The organism is Haladaptatus rarus (genome assembly GCF_054177585.1).
The window spans coordinates 23,743-43,150 of sequence record NZ_JBPEHG010000008.1 but is presented as its reverse complement, the minus strand read 5'-3'; the positions used below and the strand labels follow the sequence as shown (position 1 = coordinate 43,150).

Here is a 19,408-nt window from a genome sequence, read left to right as displayed (position 1 = left end):
TTGCGCGGACGCCGTAGTGCCGTGGTAATGTGGGTCGATTCTGCGACCAGAATCCCATCGTTAGTCCAGTTTCTATCGGCTCGTCCACTTCCGCGACGTGTGCTCTTATTCGCACCCAACTCTAAATCCGGAACAGGAACGACAGTCTTCATAGGAGAGGATAACTGCTGGTAGCGAGTCGGCTTTCGTAGCGCCCGCCATCACCCCGACAGAGACGAAAAACGAGAACAGTAAACCTAATACAGTGTCAGGCTCAGGGATACATAGCATCTCTCAGTTCACGAGAATGATTACTGTTTACTACTGAAAATTGGAGCGGTTCCTCTTAGTCGTCGTCGCTTGGTTGTGGACTTGGGGATCCCTGTCGCGCACTGCTCATCCACCCCTCGATGTGTTCGGCGACGTAATCGCGTCCACCCCAACCAAACGCAACACCCACACCGATGGCAATGGCTGCCGCGAGGCCCCACGCAAGGGCACGAGCGAACAGATAGAGGATGCCCACGTCGATTCCCATCGTGTCGAGACCGATGACGATGGCGGTAAAGTACAGGAACAATCGGGTTCCAGTAGCGAACCACTGGGTGTAGGCCGTGTGCGTTGCCGCCCGAGTGCGCATGATTGCGTCGCCGATGAAATCAGCGACCACGAATCCCAGAACGATGACCAACAGTCCAGCAATCAGCGCGGGGAGGTACGAGACAGCGGTGGCAACCCACTCCGAGAGTGTCGCAATTGCCAGGACATTCGCCGCGGCGAGAATCGCCAGCGCGTAGATGAACCACGCCGCGAGTTTGCCGAACGCTCCCGATACGGCGCGCTCGGTTCCACCGAGCATCCGACCGAGCGGCGTGTCAAGCACCATTCTGTCGAGTTCGATACGATCCGCAATTCTGCGGACAACCGCCGCTACGGCACGTCCGATGACCCATCCAATGAGCAGGATGACGAGCGCACCGACGAGACGCGGAAGCAACGCGATGAACCCCGAAATAGGGTCTTGGAGCCACCCCGGAAGTCCATCTATTTGTAAGACCGTGCTGGTGAAGAGGTCGTGTTGTGTCATTGTTCGTTTTCCTCCACGCATTTGCGTGGCACTGCAATCGGTTTGTTGTTAGCTGCCTAAATCGCGGCGGCGAACGAGTAATTCCGAATTAACGCGCAGCCGTTTCACGGATGGTATTATAAGACAAATTATGTAAAACCGAATTGGGGTAGATGACATACATGTGGAACTTAGATTGAAGTGTCCGGAAGAACCAGCTTTCACTGCGATTCCGTCGGATGCGCGCGTCCAGTCGAACTCAAACAAACGGGGATAGCGGCCGATGTACTGCAGCACATCGACAACGCCAGCATGGATGCACGCGTCACCTCGTTTCTTCCGAGCGCACTAACCGAGATCCAGGAACACGACCCGAACATGGTACGGGGATACCTGTTCGCCGAACAGGTCGGCGTCACCGCCGGTCTTCGAACCGCGCTCGCCCTTACGTGCGACTCACTCCATCCCCACCCGAAGCAGTGTCTCGAGACCCACGATCCCCAGCAGACGACATGGCAGTCCCAACCAAACGAAACGACCGACACTAACGCAGGTTCCACTTGGCCACTCCGTGAGCAAGCGACTCCAATTCGAGTGGCGTATCTCGATGGGTCAGGATTCGCCGAACAAATCGCAGCAACCCTTGGTGACATCCTCCCCGCCGTAAACGGCGGGGCTTCCCGTCCCGCAGGTGGGATATTTGCCGGTCTACGACACGACCTGTTCTCTCGTGCGAAACATCCCGCTCTCGCGGTCGAACAGGTGTACCGAAGGCTGTGCCACACAGCCGTTACTCCTATCCTCACCATGAGGACTCAGAGTTATCTTCTGGCGCATATTCTCCGCCCCGTTACAATCTGCGTTGGCGACCAGCTCACACGACGAACAGACGTACAGGCCACGCTCAACACGATTCGATTTCGTATCGTCACCGCATCGTGAGCAGGTCTTCGACGTATCCCACTCGTTCTCTTTCAACACCTTAATGCCCCGTTCTTTGCCTTTGTATTCGAGGTACTGGTAGAGGCGGTCGAACGCCCACGTGTGCAACTTCTTATTTCCGGTCTTGCCCCAGTCCGAGTTGCGGACTTCTTCGGGCCAACTCACGGCGAGCGTGCCGACGTTTCGTTCGACACACTCCGTGATGATGGAGTCCGTGAGCGTGTGGTAGAAGTGCGTTTCGCGGTTTGCGAGTTTTCGCCGGGCCCACATCGACTTCTCCGACGGGCCGTTCTCGCCTTCCGTGTCGTACTCGGCACGCTTGAAGTGGTGTTTGTCTTGCTTGAGCGAGTTGCCGGGGTAGAGGACGTATTCGTCGGGGAAGGCGACCGTGGCGATGTTCGTGATGCCGAGGTCGATACCAGCCACTCCGTCTCCTGCCGAATCGTTCGTTCGAGTTCGACTTTGCAGACGATGTGTAGTTCCCACTTGTCGCCGTTCCAGACGGCGCGAACGTTCTGCACTGAGTTGACTTCCGAGAGGTCAACGTCAGGCCGAGTTTCGTACTCGCAGAGCAGAAAGTCAGACCAATACTCCTTGAGGTTCGACCCCTTGCTGAGTCGGACGCGATTGTTCTCGGGGTCGTGCTTGAACCCGTCTGCTTTAAACGTGATCGTGCTTCGTGGTCGGGTGTCGCCGTGTTTGCGGTAGCCGGGCGGATTTGCCGTGTCGTCTTTCTGTCGCAGGTCGAACCATGACTGGAAAGCGTCGGAAAGTTCTTCGATGACTTTCTGACTGGATTGTGCGTTCAGATCTTTCCAGCATGCTTGGTTCTTCATGTGCGACTTCAGTGCGCTCTCGTCGGGGATTTTGTCGGTTGCATCCCAGACGCGGTCTGCTGTCCATCGTGCGACGTTCCAGATTTTTGAGGCGGAGTCTCCGAGCGAGTCGAGGCCATCGCAGACCTGTCGGTGGTTCTGGATGGAACCAACATAAGTGCGCGTGACCTCAATCGCCATACATAGCCTATGTTAATCTAGTTACTTAATGGTGTGGATTAGCGTGGAATATCCGGCCCGAGCGTCGTCGGTGGATTAGGTGGGAAGTGTCGGATTCACTCCCGCCGTAAACGGCGGGATTCTCTCCTCGAAGAAAGATAGCCACGATGACCTCGCGGTGACACTCCCCGCGCCGGATGACCTCATCGACACAACGACTATCAGCAACATCGACTGTATCGTCAGCGAGTACGAGTTGCCGCAGACGGAGCTGACCGGCCTGGACATTCTCACCGCAGTCCGGGAGAACTACCAAAGTATGCCATACTTCTCGATGCGTAGAATCGAAAGCGATCGACAAACACCGAACCCTTCTTGATCTCGTGTTTTGCTCTTGGATGGAGGTCGCTATTCGACAACCGTCACGTCGAACTTCCCGCGCCATCGGTATCGTCGGCCGCCCCAGACGAACGTCCGGCGAATGATCCCGTACAGGATGAGGGGCACGAACACGAATAGTGCCGGGTACGCCAGCACGGCCGTCCACCGGCGGATGCCAAGTATCTCGTTGACGCCGAGGTGCAGCACCGTCAGGGCTATCGCCGCAGGGACTGGGGCCAGGATCGCCCCTGCAAGGATGAGCAGCGAGACGAACCACGTCCCTGCGATGGCCCCGGGCAAGTGCCACCGGAGAATTTGCGTCCACCGAACTGGACGTTCGATTGCCTCATGGATGGACCCTCCGATGGGGACGATGTGCGTCCGGCCGACGTTCGTCACCTGGAGGTACTCCATGAGGAGCCCGTCGTCGCTAACGGTTCGCCGAAGCTCATCGAGAAACGTGGCCTCGTCGATGTCGCCCCGTTCGAAGATAACCGATCCGCCCCAGATCTGGTCGCCGAGGGAGAGGGGTAGCGAGCCAGCCGATGCGTACAGGGGTTCGAGCAATACCGACAGAGGGTCCCGCCCGACGAAGTACGGCACCTCTGACACCGGCCCGTGGTTCTCGTAGTCCGCGTTAAGGGTCGCCAGCCAGTCCGGAGGGTGGTGGAAGTCGTCGTCCGTCCAGACGAGGCGATCGTGGCATGCGGCCTCCATCCCAGTGGCGATGGCGTTGGCTTTCCCTGAACAGCCTTCCGGCTCGCCGGCGGCGATGAATCGGACACCCTCGTGGGTATCTTCCCGAACGGTGACTGGGTCGTCCTCGTCATCGTGGATGATCAAGAGTTCGTCGTTGTCTCCGAGTTGGGCGGCCAGTTCCGCGCATGCGTCGGTCCACCTCGTGGTCGGCAAAAGGACGCTCGTCGGCAGTCGATCAGACATGGTTGTTAGTCCTTCTTGTCGGGGGGTGGTGAGCGCGCTGCCGGCGATCCATGGACACTTATGGTAAAGGGCTCTAGGGCGATGTCGCTTGAACGTCAACAGGAGTTCAACGCTAGGTCGTTCGTTTCACTATTCTGTGTTTCCGACGACCCCTGCGGTCATTCTTCGTCAGAGGGACGGGAACCGTCGGGTAAGCGATAGACCGATTCTCGTTGTCATGTCGGGCGTAATCACCGGCCGGGTCGAATGGATCTTGTCGGCCAGGTTGCGGCCGACCTCCTCGGGGTCGACCGTCATCCACTCTGGATACTCGAGGTCGGCGGTCATCTGCGTGTTCGTGGACGGTGGAATCATCAACGTGCAGGAGACATCGGTGTGTCGGAGTTCGAGCTGTAGTGAGCGAACCAGCGCTTTGATGGCGCCTTTGGTCGCGGAATATCCGGACAGGCCAGGGTGCCCTGTATCCGCTGTTCCGGATCCCATATTATGGATGATACCGAATCCCTGCGCTTGCATATGCGGAAGAACCGCCCGAATCAGTCGCTGATAGCCGAAGAAGTTGACCTCGAACTCACGACGCGTGTCAGCCATCGATCACGCCTGAAACGGAGCGGCTCGAGCGATACCCGTATTGTTGACAAGGATATCGATGCGACCCCATCGGTCGATGATCTCGCTCATCGTCGTGTCCACAGCTTCGGTGTCAGTGACATCGCACTCGTAGTATCGAAGCTGGCCGGCACTATCGTCTCGAACGTCCAGAACGTTGTCGCCATCAATATCAAGTGCGGCAATCCGATGATTGCCCTCGGCCAAGGCTGTCAGCATGTGGTAACCGATTCCCTCGTTCGCGCCAGTGAGAATGACGACCGTCTCATCGTTCGACGTAGTCATACTCTGCCGTGAGCGCCCCGGTGCGAAGATAATGTATACGATTGGTAGCCCGCCGATAAATGCCGAGAGGAATTGCTCGCTCGGCCCCGGACGTTGGGATCGAAGCCCGAAATCTCTATGATTGCCTTCTCTAAATCCATCAATTAGCTTTCCTCACTCGGGGGCGGTGAGCGCGCTGCCGGCGATTCATGGACGGTTATGGTCACTGACTTTAGGATGGCGTCCAATCGCTAAAATATGCGCTATGTCACCGTCGTGGCCTACCCCGACGAGGAGGGGATCAACCGACTCGATCGACGGGTTAACGAACTCGGCCTAGAGTACCGGGCCATCCACCGAATGGAACTCCTCGCCGACGACACCGTCGCGATGTTCGCCGAGGGCCGCGGCGATGTCGAGGGACTCCGTCGGCTCCTCTCAGAGTCACCGGAGGTCTTCGAGTTCTCGATCACTGGCGACGAGGCCGGGTTCTTCTCCTACACGCGGTATGCGGTGGACGACCTGACCCGGCTGCTCATGGAAGACCGGCGCGAGTCGTCCTACCTAATCGACATGCCAGTCGAATACACCGACGACGGCGGCCTCCGGACGACATATATCGGTACAGAGGCGGCCTTCGGGGACATGCTCTCCGAACAGCCGGAGGGCATCCAGATCGAAGTTGAGCGAACCGGTTCATACACACCCGCCCCCCGACACATCGTCTCTCGGCTGACCGGACGCCAGCGCGAGGTACTACGGGTGGCAGTTGACCTCGGCTACTACCAGGAGCCCCGTGAGGCGACTCATGACGAAATCGCGGCGTCGACTGGACTCTCCGAAACGACCGTCGGCGAGCACCTTCGGAAGATCGAGGCGACCGTGTTCTCCTCACTCCACGTCGGTGCCACCGATCGTTGAAGCGACTGACCGTCTCGGTGAACTTTGGCTCTGGTCAGCTGATTACTCACCACCGACTGCGCGGACTTCGGCCGGTTCTGCCTCCACAGGATCGTCATGGTACAGGAGCACGTTCTCCATCGGCGAGACGTGATCGACCGACATTGTGTGGTACTGTTCGGACTCCTCCGGGACTCAGTCTGCGGGCATGAGGTATTTAGCCACATCCCTTTCGAGAGAGTGTACTACAAGCCCCGCAACACGCAGATCGAGCTGCAAGAGTTGTGTGAGAAGCGAGGCCACGAGGGGGGCGTGCCCGACTGATACGACACTGTCACGACCTAAAAGAATCACATTCGACTTCGCGGGACTCCCTGCGAACGAAAGCATATCCTCCACCATGCGGGAATTCGTCGGTTGAAGAACCTCGACAGACGGTGTGTAGTGACCGACACACGCCATGAATCACCGTTCAGAGAAATGTTGCAGTCGTGAGTAGCTTCAATTCAGTTCAACAGGAAATTACAAGTCAATCGGTCGCTAAGAACGATCATGGTAGCTCAGAGCGACCACTTGACAGGGACGTCAATCGAGCTGTCGCTCCCCGTCGCTAATGGCAGACTCTTCCGGCATGCTGCAACGAGCGATATCCTCGATCCAGCAGATTCATTTTGCTCAGAATAACAGAAATCGACGGCACAAATCGTCTACTCAGTCATCACTTGTATGAAGTGGACGTACTCGTCGACGACCCATTCGCCACGACCCGTGAGCGTGTATTCTTTCCGTCGCTGATCACTTTCCTTCGTCTGCTTACTCTCGCAGTCCGCTTTGGCTCGCTCAGGCGCGTCTCAGGCCGGGCAATCTCGGAAGCGTTCAATCAAATGTTTGTATCCCGCTGTTTCCTCGAACACGTCATAGTCGTCGTCTGCGCCGACAAGGAGGGTTGTATTCTGCTCGTCGTCGGTGTCGAGGGCTTTGGCGGCGGCGACAGCGTAGGCGTCGCCAAGTGATGGACTGTACGCGGCTTTCACCGCTGACGCCGAGTGCCATAGGTCATCAATTGCGGAGAGGGCCACGCCCATCTCACGAAGGTCGTCAATGTGAGCGTCCGCTTTTGCTGCCGATGTTTTGCGAGTGGCAATATACCGGAATTCGGCGAGGTTAATCGTCGTCACGTAGCCGTCGATCTCACTGTCATACACGCGGTCAAGCCAGTGTTCGACGTCGACGGCGCCGGGTTCATCGAATGCAAAGGCAAGGAGGGGTTCGGCATCGAAGACAACCGTCATTCATCCCGCTCCGACCGACTAAACTTCGCTTCAGCGTGCTCCTTGTCGCGCTCGCGTTCCTCACGGAGCTGTTCCGTGGCCGACGGCTCATCTTCATCCGCCTCGGCTGCGAGTGCCCCACGAATCTCAGAAGGACGTTTAACGGGTCGAATCACGATCTCTCCTTTTTCATTTTCGACGAACCGAACCCGTCCCGGCGTGTCGATATGGAGTTTGTCGCGGAACTCTTTGGGAATTGTCGCCTGCCCTTTGCTCGTGACGGTGACGGTGGTGCCCTTCTCGGCGTCGCTCATAGTAATGGGTAGCCGATGGTAATACTTTAACCTTTGTAATACTTCCCGCGTCCTGAACGTCTATAACGAGATGCCGCCAGATAGGCCGTAGCAGCGGTGAAATTCGCGCCCCCATGTACACATGGGAAACAAAGAGTTCGAGAATCGAAGATTGACCTCAGTCATACCGGGAAAACGTGGGTGTACGATTGTTACGTTTCTAGGCTGGAAAGCCGTCCGCGTCATGGGTTCACATAATCTGAGTTATCAATTCGAGTGTATTTTCTGAAGATTTCTACTAGCAATTTCCTGTCTTATGCTAAATTTTTTAGGATAAAACCTAGTATCTTTGATATGCGGATTCAGACGCTCACCGCACTCGTCCTCGTCGCCCTAGTTGCCCTCACCGTCACCACTGGCATGGTTGCAGCACAGGATGCCCAATAAGACGTGAACCAGTCACTCACCGATATCGAAAAGTTCGTCGCGACGACACTCGGTCAACTTGGCGTCGTCCTCTTCCTCGTCGGTGCCGCCATGTGGTTCATCGGCGGAAAGAGTTCCAGTCGGATGAGCTGGGGCTGGCGTGCCCTCTGGGGCGGGGCCGGGATGATCGTCCTCTCGGTTAGCTACAACGTGTTCATCAACCTCTTCAAAAGCTTCGCGCCGGGACTGATCGTCCCGCTCGGGTTCTAGGCACCGTCGCCCCTTTCCCACAGGATATTTGTTGATGCACCGACGTCACCTCCGGACGTTCGTTACCGTCGTTGTCCTCGTGAGTCTCGTCTTTCAGACTGGAGCCGCAAGTTCGCTGTCGGCGGGTGACGACCACTTCGATTTCGGTGCTGCTCGCGTGTTCGTCGCCGACGACCCGGATCCCAAGGCAGACGCACTTCCGTCGTTCGTCGTCCAGCGACTCGCTGACGTCGACCAGCATTCCAATTTATCGTTCGAGAGCGTCAGTCGGATTCGTGACTTTGCTTTTCCAACAACGCACCCACAGACCGGTGTCGGGCCACACAATCAGACACTGAGTGAGTACCGCGCTGCTCAACTCCAGCGGATTCCACAGAGCGAGTCGACGAGTCGATGGATACCACAGTCGAATCGCTCGAACGGCGCGGTCGTAAAGGATGCCCATATCACGTTTCTCGGCGTTCCAAACGGTACTCGGACGAATGTGTCGCGGAAGAACGGGACGCATTTTCTCCCGCGCAATGGGCGAGCGATGTTCATGCTGGACTACGCAACAGAGCCAGCGCGCACCTGTCGTGTCAGTGGCCAGCAGAAGGTCTGTACGAACTATTCGGTCGTCTCCCAAAACGTAACGCGCTCGCTTTCGATCGGCAATCAATCGTGGGCGGATCAGAATTCGTCGGATCGACAGATTGCATATCGTAAGGCGCGTGCTCGTGATCCGACGACGCTCACACTTCGAGCGACGATTCGGACGACCGTCTCGAAGAACGTAACTCGGTTCACTCGTGGTGAGGCGAATTCGTCGTGGGAGGTCGTGAACACGACAGCCTCGAAGCAAGTGCTGAGCCACACCGTTACAGACCGAGCGAACGCAACGGTGACGACGAACCAGCAATTGCGCGTTCGCCAGACGGTGATCGAGAATCCGGATGGTACGAAGCAACTCATCGTCCGATTCCGTGGCCCACGGCAGCTCTCCCAGCGTCGGTTGTGGAGCACAGCCACGTTCGGGACGACGACGCTCCGCAATGTGTGGAGCACCTACTCACAACGCCAGTACACGACGGGGTATCAATCCGACCCGAGGGGACAGACCGAGCGACAGCGAGCCATCGCCCTGCCGCACGTATTGGAGACCCAGCTCATTGCACAACACGCTCGCCCGCAGTTCGTGTTCGAATCGGAGGCGGTCGCGTTGGATCGGCCTGAACTCGTCGACACGGAGTCCGTCGTCCTTGCACAGCAGGCCGCACCACTCAGACAGACTGTGAACCTCTCGTCAGTGCCCGCTCAAGGCGATACACAACTCGTGATCGGGAACGCCAGACAGCCAATTTCGAGCGTACGTGATATTCACGGGACAAAGATTCCAGTGGAGACGACGCAGGGAACTCGTGGGAAAGCCCAAATCGAGACGAAAGTGGTGAACGACACGCATGCCCGTGTTCAGGTTGTTGATGCGAAGACTGGCGAGCCGCTTAGTGGCCAGCGACTCCGCCTCGCTGGGGCAACACAAGATGTCGTATCGACAGACGCGTCGGGGACGGCTATCGTCGAGCGTGCAAATCCGTACGTGTCCGTGCAGTTCACTGGGACGGTAATCACCGATGGGACGGATACCTACTATCCGCCAGTGCAAGCACGTCTCGAGTTCCCACAAGAGCCATTCAACATCTATCAGATGGTCGTAAGTCTCGCTGGGGCACTCGTCTCGGTGGTTGCCTTCGTCGTGTTCTATGTGCCGTTTTGGTATCTTCGGTCGTAGGCATCGAGGACACTTTGACGACAATGAATACGAACAGTTCCGGGAGTTCGCCAAAGAGGTTTCTCGCTACAGAATGGCCTGTATCGGCGGTCAAGCGAATTTAGGTGGGTCATTCTTCTGCCGTGCCTGTTCGAGTTCTTCGATTCGACGCCGAACGGTTTCCCACTCTTGTAGCTCCATCCAAACATCCTCGACATCGGCATAGTCTGCGTGATCCAGCGCATCGACGTGATCTGGCCCCTCGGCGTCGTACTGGTCACGATAGCGCCGCTCTTTCGCAGTCAGCTTCTTCAATCGCTGTTCGAGTTCCTCCATCGGAAGGCGGCGCAACCGGTGAATCCGCCGCCATCGAAAGTAGTGCTCATCTCGGACGAATTCATCCGGGGACTCGTTGACCTGGGTTAGCATCCCAATCTCAGTGAACCACTGGAGATAGTCCCTGGCAGTCTCCTTCGAAACATCTGCTCTGTCGGCGATGACAGCTACCCGTGTCGGCTCGTACAGCTGCAGTGCAGTGGTGTACACTCTATCTCGTGTCGATTCACCTTCCCACGACGCTGCCCACTCGTCAGCAAGACTCGGAGGGGTGTTCAGTCGTTCGTCTGGGTCCATAGCCTAGTCTTCGGCTTGATGCATTAGATATCATGCCACCGCTTAAAATATTCGGCGTGGGTAGAGATCATGGGTCTCGCTGACCCGGTCGACAGAGGGTATTCGCAGCTTTATCAGCAATATTCGGGTGGACTGTGTCGTTCAGCTAATTAATAGAAATTGAATTTGGATCGGAGGATATTGTCGGTATACTGACCGTCACGAAGGGAAATGAACGTCGCACCAGTAATGCTCAGATCCTGACCGTCGTGTTTGCTCAACGACTCTAATAGCGGCCGCATTATAATTATAGCGTATCGGAATGTAATGGATTGTAACGATGAAGACGGTCACGACGCGTATCCCGGACGAGGACGAAAAATTACTCGCTGAATTCGAAACAGAACTGGGAACCGATCGGGAAGAAGTACTTCGTCGTGTCATTCGGCAGGGGCTCACTGACTGGCGAAAGGAGAAAGCGCTCGACAAACTCCGCGACCACTCGGTGACCATCCGAAAAGCCGCAGAGATTGCCGGTGTGAGCTATGTAGAGATGCTGTCGATTGCCTCAGAAGAAAGAATCGCTATTGGACATACGACTAGCGATCTTAAACGCGATATCGAGCGACTCTGATGATCGTTGTTGATTTCGCAGCGTTGATTCCGCTTGCCCGAGTTGATCGTCTCGACCTCATCACGGCGACGATCTATGAACTCGAGTAAACAATTACGTGTCAAGTATGGATGATTTGCTCTACTTTTCACTAATACTCGGAGGGTCTGTATCGTGTCACCAGTCCATCAAAATCGGAATCGAAACTAAGGATGCCGTCGATATCATGCCGGTACACAGGTGGATGGAACAATAGCCGAGAAACGAGCTGTCCTCTCGGCGGATGACGTGCTACTCGATCTGGTGCTGTCTAAACAGTATAAAATAGCGATAAATAGGTTGCAGACTACTTTGCCTTCAGTTCTTTCAGTCGAGCGAGGAGCTCTTCGATCGAGTCGTCGCCAGTGTACTCGACGTGACCTTCGAAGTTCGTCCGTCGATCGTCCGAATCAGCGTCAACGGAGCTGATCTTCTTCTCGCGGCGTTCGTACTCCTCTGCATCGAACGTGCCCATTGACATAGAATTACCTCCGTGATAGATATTGGTTCTCCATGAAGAAATGGCTATCGCACGGAAATCGGCAGTTATTCCGTTCAATACCACAGAATTCTCGGGATTCAAGGATTACAGGTCATCGTCGCTGTGTCTAATTACGCCCACTTCTCACATCGTGAGGTCAGTGACGTGATTGACGATGCGTGGAATGGTAGGGAAGAAGACGGAATGATGTAACCTGAACAGACTTCGAATGGATGACTCGATACATCCAGTGATGTAAAAATAGTATATATCGTGCTGGAACAGTAATAGTTCAAATCTGATGGAGCAGTCGCGGTATCGAACACTCCTACTCCATGGTAGAACAAAATATTCTCTGGTTTGAGATGGCCGTGCGTCGTATCTTAGCGCAGTAGCTTCGATGAGAATCAGCTTTTGATTGGTTTGGATCGAAAAACAGAGTTGTCAATTCGACCGGACTAGACGCAAGGGAAGTCGTCCCCGCTGGGGGTTTCGCCCTGCGGCCACGCGGCCAGTTCGGCGTCTGGTGGGTAGTGGAGATTACCGTTGTTATCCCATCCCCATCCAGCTTCTTCGAGGAGTGTACGTGCCTGCTCCACATTCGCCGTTTGGCCTCCAACCTGTGTGAGCACCTCCTCGTTGTGCCACGGGTGAGCATTGGAGTTGAACGTGCAGTGAGTCACGATTTCGGATTCGCCGAAGGCGAATGTCTCGTTGATGTTCTGCCGGTCGATCATCTGCGAGAGCGCCTGTCGGAATTCGATGAACTTCCCTGGGCCGAAGGACATCTGTGGCATGACGCCGTACGGGAGATGGGCCACTCCGGTAATGATCTGGACGCTATCGCCCATTTGTTCCTGGAGTTGTTGGCCCGCCTCTGGATGCAGCGCCACCGCGATGTTGAGTTCGCCGTTCTGGAACGCCCGGACGACGCCGTCGGTGCTGTCATACAGTTGCAGGAGAATCTGCGTATCGGCGCTGTAAACCGGATTCCCGTCGAAGGGTTCCAGCGCCATATTCTGCTGGTTCGTGTAGGACGCGATCTGATACGGCCCCGCCCCGATCATTGGGTCGTCGAAGTCCGTCGGATTATCCTCGATTCCCGCGTTGACGTAGGGTTCTTGAGGGAGGACGCCGTAAATCGAGAGGCTCGCGGTGAGGAGCGTCGGTGCCGGCTCCGGCGTGTTGAATGCGACCGTGCTATCATCGACAACCTCGACCGTCAACTCCTCTGGGAGCAGCGTCCACTGGTAGGTGCCTGCGTGATACTCCTCGCTCAGGAATTCGTACGTCCACTTCACGTCCTGTGGCGTCACGGGCGCGCCGTTGTGGAATGTTGCGTCGCGGAGGTTGAACGTCGTTCGCTGACCGTTGTTCGATGTCTCCCAGTCCTCCGCGAGAACCGGCACTAGTTCGTAATTCGAGTCGTACGTGAGCAGCGGCGAATGGGTGAGACTCGTGTAGAGCCCCATCGAGTCGCCGTCCGCGACGGTGGGATAGAAGCTACTCGTCAAGTGCTCGGATGGCAGGTTTGCGACAACTGCATCCGTCCCACCTCTCGAACTTACGCCCGATTCGACGAGTGCGGCCCAATGGGTATCGGTCAACCCCGCCGCTCCGGCCTCGATCTCCTCGATTTGATCGGTATTGATGGCGGCAGTAGTTGGCCGCTCGATCGTAGGGATGAACGGCAAGTCCGCAGAGAACGCGCTCATTGCCTCGTCAACTGCAGTCTGTCGCTGATCCGGATTGCCAACCGTCGTCTGTCTGTTAGCAAGTTGCGAGAACTCGCAACTGGCGTAGTTGGACGGGTTGTATCTCCCGTTCGCGCCGGCGTTTTCGATACTGTAGGCGTTCAGGAGTTCGTTCGGATCTAGTCGGCCGGGAGACGGTCCGTGACTGTTGACTGCGATGTGGAACCCGCGTCGATCGTTTGCGACCGCGTCGATCCCCTCACCGGTCGTCATCGGTCTGGTCTCAATCTGGATACCTACGTCGCCAGTGACTGCCTGTATCGTTGCAATCGTCTCCTCGAACAATACCGTCGGCGGTCCCTGATCCGACCAGTACTGGAAGGTCAGCGTTGGAACTCGCTCTCCAAGATCTTGCTGTACGTTGCCGGTTACACCTGCCAATCCCGCGGTTGACGCCACTCCAATAGCCTGTAGAATACGACGTCTGTTTACGTTCGGTACCTCATCCTGTGTGTCGTGTGTTGGCATTCCCCATGCCCCGGGGTAATACTCCCTCCGGGGTGGCAAAAGGTTTTCGTCTGAGTATTATATGATATATGACTTCTTTTGTTCTAGTCTGTGATATTCCCACTAATAGTAAGCTATAGAGTATTACTCCATGCTTGCCCCCGTTTTTCTACAGTCATAAAACCAATATATAAATAACAATTCACGACATCATCTCTCATGGAAATATTCCACTATGTTGTTAGGTAGACGTTCACTCAAACATTTATAATACGACAAACGGGACAAGAGCTTGGGTGAAATCTGTCACCTTTCTATTCGGCTTCACCCTCGACAGACACACGGGGATCGATTACACCGTAGAGGAGATCGACAAGGAAGTTTCCGAGGATAATCCAGACCGCGGCAATCAGGAAGACGAACTGGATGACCGGGAAGTCGCGAGCGAGTACGGAATCCACCAGAAGCCGTCCGATACCCGGCCAATTGAACACCACCTCGATAAGGACGAGGCCACTGATGGCGCTCGCCAGCGAGATGGGATACAGCGTCACTACTGGCAGGGATGCGTGCCGGATAAGTTTCCACAATAGTCGCGGCCGCGGTAGTCCCTTCAGGCGATGATAGTGGAGGAACTCCTGACCACTGACCTCTACGACGCTGTTCCGCATGATGAGCGCCGGATACTGCATGAAGTAGAGCGTGATCGTGGTAAAGGGGAGTGCGTAGTGCATCCAAAACTCCTTCAGCAGTAAGAGCTCGTAGAACGGCTCGTTCTGCATCAAAATCGAGGTTCTGGTCGACAGCATTCCCGAAGTTGGGAAGATATTCAATGTCTCGGAAAATGCCGCGATTAAGAGAATTCCGAGGAAGAAATCGGGGATTGAGTGGAACACTGAGACACCGATAATGCTCGTCTTTTCCAGTGGGCCGCCCCGGTATCTACCGATAATCGCGCCCAGTAAACCACCAATCAAGTACGTCGCGGTGATTGCGGGTGCGACGAGGATGAATGAATTGAGGATTCGTGGCCGTACCAGCTCCCAGACCGGTGTGCCGTGACGGAACGACACGCCAGCGTCCGCAGTCAGGAGGTTCCGCACGTAGTTGATGTACTGTCTGTAGAGCGGTTGGTTCAGCCCCCACTTCGCCTCCAGTCGCGCGACTTGATCCGCAGTCATCCCTTGCTGGATGAGCAACGATGTATAGTCGCCGGGCATTAGACGGAAGAAGATGAATAGTGCCGACGCCACGAGAAATATAAGCACGCCAGTAATTATCGTCCGTTTCACGAAGTAGCGGAGGCGGCTCATGCTGTCACCTCAGCCGACGAGGTTCCGAAGGCGTAGAAGATTGCGTGTATCTTCATTGGCTTCACGTGATTCAGTTCGCCGAGCATTCTTCCTTCGGTCGTGTCGATTTTCATTGTGCCCTCCCGATCGGGTGATCATAGTAGAGGTGGCAGGCGACGGTGTGTTTCACCTTATCCTCAAGTTGGATGTCGTATGGGGTCTCATCACAGATATCCATCCGCATCGGACACCGATCTTTGAACCGGCAACCGCTAGGTTTATTGATCGGATCCCCTGGTTCGCCGCCAAGCTTCGTCCGTTCCCGCTGGTAGTGGGGATCCGGTATCGGAATGGATTGAATCAAAGCCTGTGTGTATGGGTGCTTCGGATCGACGATGAGCTCTTTCGTCGGCGCCTCCTCGATGACCCGCCCAAGGTACATCACGTTGATTTTATCACAAATGTAGGAGACTGTCGAGAGGTCATGAGAGATGTAGATCATCGAGACCCCGAACTCGTCCGTGAGTCGGTTCAGCAGGTTCAGTATCTCTGCCTGTGTAGAGACGTCCAGCATCGACGCTGGTTCGTCTGCCAAGACCACCTCTGGTTCAGTGATCAGCGCTCTCGCGATGGCGACGCGTTGCTTCTCACCGCCTGAGAGTTGGTTCGGAAATCGGGTGGTATACTTCTCAGGTGGGGTTAGTCCGACGGCGTTCAGCATTTCCTCGATTCGTTCCTCGTCGTATTCGATGTTGTGTATTTCCAGCGGCTCGGCCAATGTACGCCGAACGCTAAACTTCGGATCCAACGAATTGAACGGATCCTGGAAGATAATCTGAATCTGTCGCCGGAAGTCCTTCCACTCCTCTTTGGTGAACTCCGACACTGGCTCACCACGGAACAATATTTCCCCGCTGCTAGGCTGGTAGATGCCAATAATCGTTCGGAGGAGAGTAGTCTTCCCACAACCGCTCTCACCGATGACGCCCTGAACCTGGTTCTTCCGGAGTTTCATATTCACGCCGTCGACTGCCCGAACAAGCGTCAATCCCTCACCCGTCAGTCGGTGTCTGATCGCTCGATAGATACCCGGTGAGGCATTGAAGTGTTTCTCGAGTGACCGAAGCTCCAATACCGGCGTTTCATCACTCATCAGTTGTCCTCCAGGATGTTCTTCGTGTCGGAAGTCGCCGCGAGGTGATCCGCAGCGAGCACGTCCATCTCGTCAGCCCGAATGCACCACGCGCGATGTCCCCCGTTCTTCTCGACCTTCTCCGGGGGCGGGGCACCAGCGTGACAGTCCTCGACAGACCACGGACATCGGTCGGCGAACGTACAGTAGTCAGGTTTGTCCAGCAGCTGCGGCGGGTGCCCCTCGATGACGGTCAGTTCCCGATCTGGATATCGGATGTCCGGGAAGGCGTTCTGCAGGAGGATGGCATAGGGATGTCTCGGTTCATCAAAGACATCGACGACGGTTCCGGTTTCCGCCATCTGCCCACCGTGCATTACCGCCATCGTATCGCAATTTTCGAAGACGATTGAGATGTCATGTGTGATGAGGAGCATACTGATGTCCCAGTCCTCTTTTAGCTGGTTGATGTGATCGAGGATTTGATCCTGCATGATCACATCGAGCGCCGTCGTCGGTTCGTCGGCGATGATTAGACTGGGGCGGAGGAAGAGCGCGAATGCGATGATGGTTCGCTGTTGCATCCCACCCGAAAACTGATGGGGGTAGTCGTGGATGCGCGACTCAGAGAGGCCAACCACCTCGAATAGTTCCTTGAGACGTTCCACTGCTTCGGACTCGCTCAGATCCGTGTGGTACTTCGCTATCTCGATGGCCTGCTCACTGAGGCGCATCACCGGATCGAGACTGTTCATCGACGACTGTGGAATGACCGAGATCTCCTTCCAACGAATCTCCTTGTTGAACTTCGATTCTGAGTAGTCCTGTATCTCCGTTCCTTTGTACTTGATCGTCCCCGAGACAACCTCGCCATTGTCATCTAGCCCGCCGACGATAGAGTCAGCAATGGTGCTTTTCCCACAGCCGCTTTCCCCAACGAGCCCGAAATAGTCGTGTTCGTGAATTTCGAAAGAGGCATCGTTGACCGCGTAGATGTCGCTGTCACCTCGCGTTCGGTATTTAATGGTCACGTCCTCGACCTCCAGGATCGGTTCGGTCATCGTTAGACTACCACCTCGTTATCGCCACCCGTCGCCTCGTAGCCCCGGCCGAGGAGATAGAGCGATAAAACCGTCAACGAAATCATGATTCCCGGTGGGAACGACCACCACCACGCGTCGACCACGCGCCCCGACTGGTGAGCGTTTCGGAGCATAATACCCCACGTGGGGTTGAAGGGGTCAGTCACGCCAATGAACGACAGTCCTGCCTGTTCGAGAATCGCCAGGCCCACGCCCATAGCGAAAAACAGCGCGGCCATGTTGGCGATGTTGGGCAGGATGTGTTTCCTGATAATCCACGGCGTGCTCGCACCGGACGCCTTTGCCGCCAAGATATACGGCCGTTGCTTGATTTGGAGCACCTGTGACCGGATGACGCGGGCGATGAACCTCCACAGTACCAACCCGATGATCGCGATCATGGTGTAAAAGCCCGCACCGAAGAACGTGATGAGCACAATAGCAAAGGGAATAAACGGAATTCCGTACATGAAGTCGACAAACCGCATAAGGAGACTCTCAGTCTTGCCACCGACGTACCCTGCGGTCACCCCGACGAAGAGTCCGACGGTGAGCATAATCGTGCCCGCGAGTAGGCCGGTGACGACGGTGGTTCGCGCACCATACAATAGCCGAGAGAGCACGTCCTCTCCACGGTCGTTTGTCCCCAGTGGGTGTTCCAGCGATGGTTTCACGTAGCGTTTCAGCTCGCCGCTCTCGGTGCGTTGTTGTGCGTTGAACTGGTACGGCGCGATGGCTGGGCCGACAAGCCCTAAAATGAGGATAATGAGGAGGGTGACGAAGGCAAACTTGGTGATTCGCTCCCGGAGTAACTTCCGCATTGTGCCCGCAAACACTATTCCCAAATCACTCTCCTTGACGTCTCGGAGTGCATTAGTCACACTCATACGCCCCTCCAACCCGTTGAATCGTCATCTTTTGCCCCAGCGCTGGGTCCCCCTCGTATGCGGATTGAGAACAATTGTCGTACACTATTAAGAATTTCGGTGTTATGCTCTCACTCTGCTGATTTCGGCGGTTTAAACTACTGAGTAAACGAACACACTGGTGTTAGGTACTCGGTGTAATTTGAACGGTCAGCGAGCGTGTCATCGATGGATTGCTCTCAGCTCTGCTTTGATTACTGCACGCTCGTACGCTCCATAGAGCCTCGCGTCGACATTCCCGCTCCGCATGAAGAGCATCGCCGGACCAGCGGTGACATCGTACATCTCTGCGAGGAATTGCCTGTCGTCGGGGCCATACACTGCGAACGGCATGACCTCCCGTGGCCGTTCAAAGATGGATTCGAGTTCCTGTTTGAGCGCATCACATGGGGGACAGTCGTCAAGCCAGACGTACACCAGCATGGGGTCGTAGATTTCCGCAAGGTGGGGTACGAGGTTCGCGGGGATCGAAACAAACGGTTCGGGAGCTCCGTGGGTTGGGACAGAACGCGTTCGGAAGAATCGGAGTACGGGGAGGAGCGCTATCCAATCCTCATCGGACGACGGTTCCAGACAATCGTAGAGCGCACAGAGCTCCCCGATGGCTCTCGAATCTTTCTCCCCGAGCCGGACGAAGGGTTCGATCATTGTGTCCGTGTTCACCCGTTTTTTAATTAAACGTGACAGTTCCTTCTGAGATAATTCCGAAACCGTCGCCCGGTACTCTTCAAGTGTCGACTCGAAGTCGTCCGATAAGGTGACTGTATCATCTCGTTCGACCAAGACGCCGCTCGAAAAGAACAATTCGTTGTTGGTTGAATCCCCCATGCGAGGAGGTAACACGCTATTCGATATACACCTATCGAGTAGACAACTCTCCGATGGGGTTAGATGCTGGTTGCCACTCCGTAACATTCCGGAGGAGACGAATCGCGAGCGTAGTAA

At 55.8% G+C, this 19,408-nt stretch carries 18 protein-coding genes and 2 pseudogenes; 6 read left to right on the top strand and 14 right to left on the bottom strand.

The features are described 5' to 3' along the window. Nucleotides 1-325: 325 nt before the first annotated feature. Together ACR3FE_RS17105 and ACR3FE_RS17100 are read right to left on the bottom strand one after the other, a co-directional pair. Nucleotides 326-1,066 carry a mechanosensitive ion channel family protein gene (locus ACR3FE_RS17105; RefSeq protein ID WP_458208589.1) on the bottom strand — a complete coding sequence of 247 codons (741 nt, stop codon included), beginning with the start codon at nucleotides 1,064-1,066 and terminating at the stop codon, nucleotides 326-328. 687 nt (nucleotides 1,067-1,753) lie between these two features. After that, a pseudogene (locus ACR3FE_RS17100) lies at nucleotides 1,754-3,003 on the bottom strand (RNA-guided endonuclease InsQ/TnpB family protein). Nucleotides 3,004-3,082: 79 nt separating this feature from the next. Here ACR3FE_RS17100 and ACR3FE_RS17095 point away from each other — a divergent pair. Next, a complete protein-coding gene (locus ACR3FE_RS17095) occupies nucleotides 3,083-3,361 on the top strand; it encodes a hypothetical protein (protein WP_458208588.1) in 279 nt (92 codons plus the stop codon). 29 nt (nucleotides 3,362-3,390) lie between these two features. On the opposite strand, the gene ACR3FE_RS17090 is transcribed toward ACR3FE_RS17095, so the two are convergent. Further along, complete coding sequence (locus ACR3FE_RS17090; protein ID WP_458208586.1) at nucleotides 3,391-4,305, bottom strand: glycosyltransferase family 2 protein; 915 nt, start codon at nucleotides 4,303-4,305, stop codon at nucleotides 3,391-3,393. 168 nt (nucleotides 4,306-4,473) lie between these two features. Then, nucleotides 4,474-5,199, bottom strand: a pseudogene (locus ACR3FE_RS17085) (SDR family NAD(P)-dependent oxidoreductase). Nucleotides 5,200-5,436: 237 nt separating this feature from the next. Here ACR3FE_RS17085 and ACR3FE_RS17080 point away from each other — a divergent pair. Then, complete coding sequence (locus tag ACR3FE_RS17080; RefSeq protein WP_458208585.1) at nucleotides 5,437-6,099, top strand: helix-turn-helix domain-containing protein; 663 nt, start codon at nucleotides 5,437-5,439, stop codon at nucleotides 6,097-6,099. A gap of 96 nt (nucleotides 6,100-6,195) precedes the next feature. Continuing rightward, nucleotides 6,196-6,402: a DUF7567 family protein gene (locus tag ACR3FE_RS17075; RefSeq protein ID WP_458208583.1), complete on the top strand. Its 207-nt coding sequence runs from the start codon at nucleotides 6,196-6,198 to the stop codon at nucleotides 6,400-6,402. 527 nt (nucleotides 6,403-6,929) lie between these two features. Here the strand turns inward: ACR3FE_RS17075 and ACR3FE_RS17070 are convergent. Together ACR3FE_RS17070 and ACR3FE_RS17065 are read right to left on the bottom strand one after the other, a co-directional pair. Then, a complete protein-coding gene (locus tag ACR3FE_RS17070; RefSeq protein ID WP_458208582.1) occupies nucleotides 6,930-7,370 on the bottom strand; it encodes a PIN domain-containing protein in 441 nt (146 codons plus the stop codon). Beyond that, nucleotides 7,367-7,663 carry an AbrB/MazE/SpoVT family DNA-binding domain-containing protein gene (locus tag ACR3FE_RS17065; protein ID WP_458208580.1) on the bottom strand — a complete coding sequence of 99 codons (297 nt, stop codon included), beginning with the start codon at nucleotides 7,661-7,663 and terminating at the stop codon, nucleotides 7,367-7,369. The genes ACR3FE_RS17070 and ACR3FE_RS17065 overlap by 4 nt, the downstream gene beginning before the upstream one ends. 429 nt (nucleotides 7,664-8,092) lie before the next feature. Here ACR3FE_RS17065 and ACR3FE_RS17060 point away from each other — a divergent pair, with 429 nt between their 5' ends. After that, nucleotides 8,093-8,338 carry a hypothetical protein gene (locus ACR3FE_RS17060; protein WP_458208579.1) on the top strand — a complete coding sequence of 82 codons (246 nt, stop codon included), beginning with the start codon at nucleotides 8,093-8,095 and terminating at the stop codon, nucleotides 8,336-8,338. Between the two features lie 34 nt (nucleotides 8,339-8,372). Further along, nucleotides 8,373-10,106, top strand: coding sequence for a DUF8186 domain-containing protein (locus ACR3FE_RS17055; RefSeq protein WP_458208578.1), 1,734 nt, complete (start codon nucleotides 8,373-8,375; stop codon nucleotides 10,104-10,106). 90 nt (nucleotides 10,107-10,196) lie between these two features. Here the strand turns inward: ACR3FE_RS17055 and ACR3FE_RS17050 are convergent, their stop codons facing one another. Beyond that, entirely contained in the window at nucleotides 10,197-10,718 is a 522-nt protein-coding gene (locus ACR3FE_RS17050) for a DUF7342 family protein (RefSeq protein ID WP_458208576.1), read from the bottom strand. A 319-nt stretch (nucleotides 10,719-11,037) separates the two neighbouring features. Between ACR3FE_RS17050 and ACR3FE_RS17045 the strand changes: the two genes are divergently transcribed. Beyond that, the gene (locus ACR3FE_RS17045; protein WP_458208574.1) at nucleotides 11,038-11,331 is read left to right on the top strand and encodes a UPF0175 family protein; all 294 of its coding nucleotides are present in this window, start codon (nucleotides 11,038-11,040) and stop codon (nucleotides 11,329-11,331) included. A 325-nt stretch (nucleotides 11,332-11,656) separates the two neighbouring features. On the opposite strand, the gene ACR3FE_RS17040 is transcribed toward ACR3FE_RS17045, so the two are convergent. The 7 genes from ACR3FE_RS17040 to ACR3FE_RS17010 all read right to left on the bottom strand — a co-directional run bounded on the left by ACR3FE_RS17040 (nucleotide 11,657) and on the right by ACR3FE_RS17010 (nucleotide 19,291). Continuing rightward, the gene (locus ACR3FE_RS17040; RefSeq protein ID WP_458208573.1) at nucleotides 11,657-11,830 is read right to left on the bottom strand and encodes a DUF5786 family protein; all 174 of its coding nucleotides are present in this window, start codon (nucleotides 11,828-11,830) and stop codon (nucleotides 11,657-11,659) included. Between the two features lie 458 nt (nucleotides 11,831-12,288). Then, complete coding sequence (locus tag ACR3FE_RS17035; protein WP_458208571.1) at nucleotides 12,289-13,983, bottom strand: ABC transporter substrate-binding protein; 1,695 nt, start codon at nucleotides 13,981-13,983, stop codon at nucleotides 12,289-12,291. Between the two features lie 362 nt (nucleotides 13,984-14,345). Continuing rightward, complete coding sequence (locus ACR3FE_RS17030) at nucleotides 14,346-15,344, bottom strand: ABC transporter permease (protein WP_458208570.1); 999 nt, start codon at nucleotides 15,342-15,344, stop codon at nucleotides 14,346-14,348. A gap of 109 nt (nucleotides 15,345-15,453) precedes the next feature. Beyond that, nucleotides 15,454-16,338 (bottom strand): oligopeptide/dipeptide ABC transporter ATP-binding protein, encoded by an 885-nt coding sequence (locus ACR3FE_RS17025; protein ID WP_458208569.1) that lies wholly within the window; start codon nucleotides 16,336-16,338, stop codon nucleotides 15,454-15,456. 137 nt (nucleotides 16,339-16,475) lie between these two features. Beyond that, nucleotides 16,476-17,516, bottom strand: a complete 1,041-nt coding sequence (locus ACR3FE_RS17020; protein ID WP_458208568.1) for an ABC transporter ATP-binding protein — start codon at nucleotides 17,514-17,516, stop codon at nucleotides 16,476-16,478. 2 nt (nucleotides 17,517-17,518) lie between these two features. Continuing rightward, the gene (locus ACR3FE_RS17015) at nucleotides 17,519-18,424 is read right to left on the bottom strand and encodes an ABC transporter permease (RefSeq protein WP_458208567.1); all 906 of its coding nucleotides are present in this window, start codon (nucleotides 18,422-18,424) and stop codon (nucleotides 17,519-17,521) included. A gap of 201 nt (nucleotides 18,425-18,625) precedes the next feature. Further along, complete coding sequence (locus tag ACR3FE_RS17010; RefSeq protein WP_458208566.1) at nucleotides 18,626-19,291, bottom strand: thioredoxin family protein; 666 nt, start codon at nucleotides 19,289-19,291, stop codon at nucleotides 18,626-18,628. Nucleotides 19,292-19,408 lie beyond the last annotated feature (117 nt).

Excerpts from the sequence above, each read along its gene's own strand:
- ACR3FE_RS17105 (WP_458208589.1), bottom strand. The coding sequence starts at position 1,066 with ATGACACAACACGACCTCTTCACCAGCACGGTCTTACAAATAGATGGA.
- ACR3FE_RS17090 (WP_458208586.1), bottom strand. The coding sequence starts at position 4,305 with ATGTCTGATCGACTGCCGACGAGCGTCCTTTTGCCGACCACGAGGTGG.
- ACR3FE_RS17080 (WP_458208585.1), top strand. The coding sequence starts at position 5,437 with ATGCGCTATGTCACCGTCGTGGCCTACCCCGACGAGGAGGGGATCAAC.
- ACR3FE_RS17075 (WP_458208583.1), top strand. The coding sequence starts at position 6,196 with ATGGTACAGGAGCACGTTCTCCATCGGCGAGACGTGATCGACCGACAT.
- ACR3FE_RS17070 (WP_458208582.1), bottom strand. The coding sequence starts at position 7,370 with ATGACGGTTGTCTTCGATGCCGAACCCCTCCTTGCCTTTGCATTCGAT.
- ACR3FE_RS17065 (WP_458208580.1), bottom strand. The coding sequence starts at position 7,663 with ATGAGCGACGCCGAGAAGGGCACCACCGTCACCGTCACGAGCAAAGGG.
- ACR3FE_RS17055 (WP_458208578.1), top strand. The coding sequence starts at position 8,373 with ATGCACCGACGTCACCTCCGGACGTTCGTTACCGTCGTTGTCCTCGTG.
- ACR3FE_RS17050 (WP_458208576.1), bottom strand. The coding sequence starts at position 10,718 with ATGGACCCAGACGAACGACTGAACACCCCTCCGAGTCTTGCTGACGAG.
- ACR3FE_RS17045 (WP_458208574.1), top strand. The coding sequence starts at position 11,038 with ATGAAGACGGTCACGACGCGTATCCCGGACGAGGACGAAAAATTACTC.
- ACR3FE_RS17040 (WP_458208573.1), bottom strand. The coding sequence starts at position 11,830 with ATGTCAATGGGCACGTTCGATGCAGAGGAGTACGAACGCCGCGAGAAG.
- ACR3FE_RS17030 (WP_458208570.1), bottom strand. The coding sequence starts at position 15,344 with ATGAGCCGCCTCCGCTACTTCGTGAAACGGACGATAATTACTGGCGTG.
- ACR3FE_RS17025 (WP_458208569.1), bottom strand. The coding sequence starts at position 16,338 with ATGAAACTCCGGAAGAACCAGGTTCAGGGCGTCATCGGTGAGAGCGGT.
- ACR3FE_RS17020 (WP_458208568.1), bottom strand. The coding sequence starts at position 17,516 with ATGACCGAACCGATCCTGGAGGTCGAGGACGTGACCATTAAATACCGA.
- ACR3FE_RS17015 (WP_458208567.1), bottom strand. The coding sequence starts at position 18,424 with ATGAGTGTGACTAATGCACTCCGAGACGTCAAGGAGAGTGATTTGGGA.
- ACR3FE_RS17010 (WP_458208566.1), bottom strand. The coding sequence starts at position 19,291 with ATGGGGGATTCAACCAACAACGAATTGTTCTTTTCGAGCGGCGTCTTG.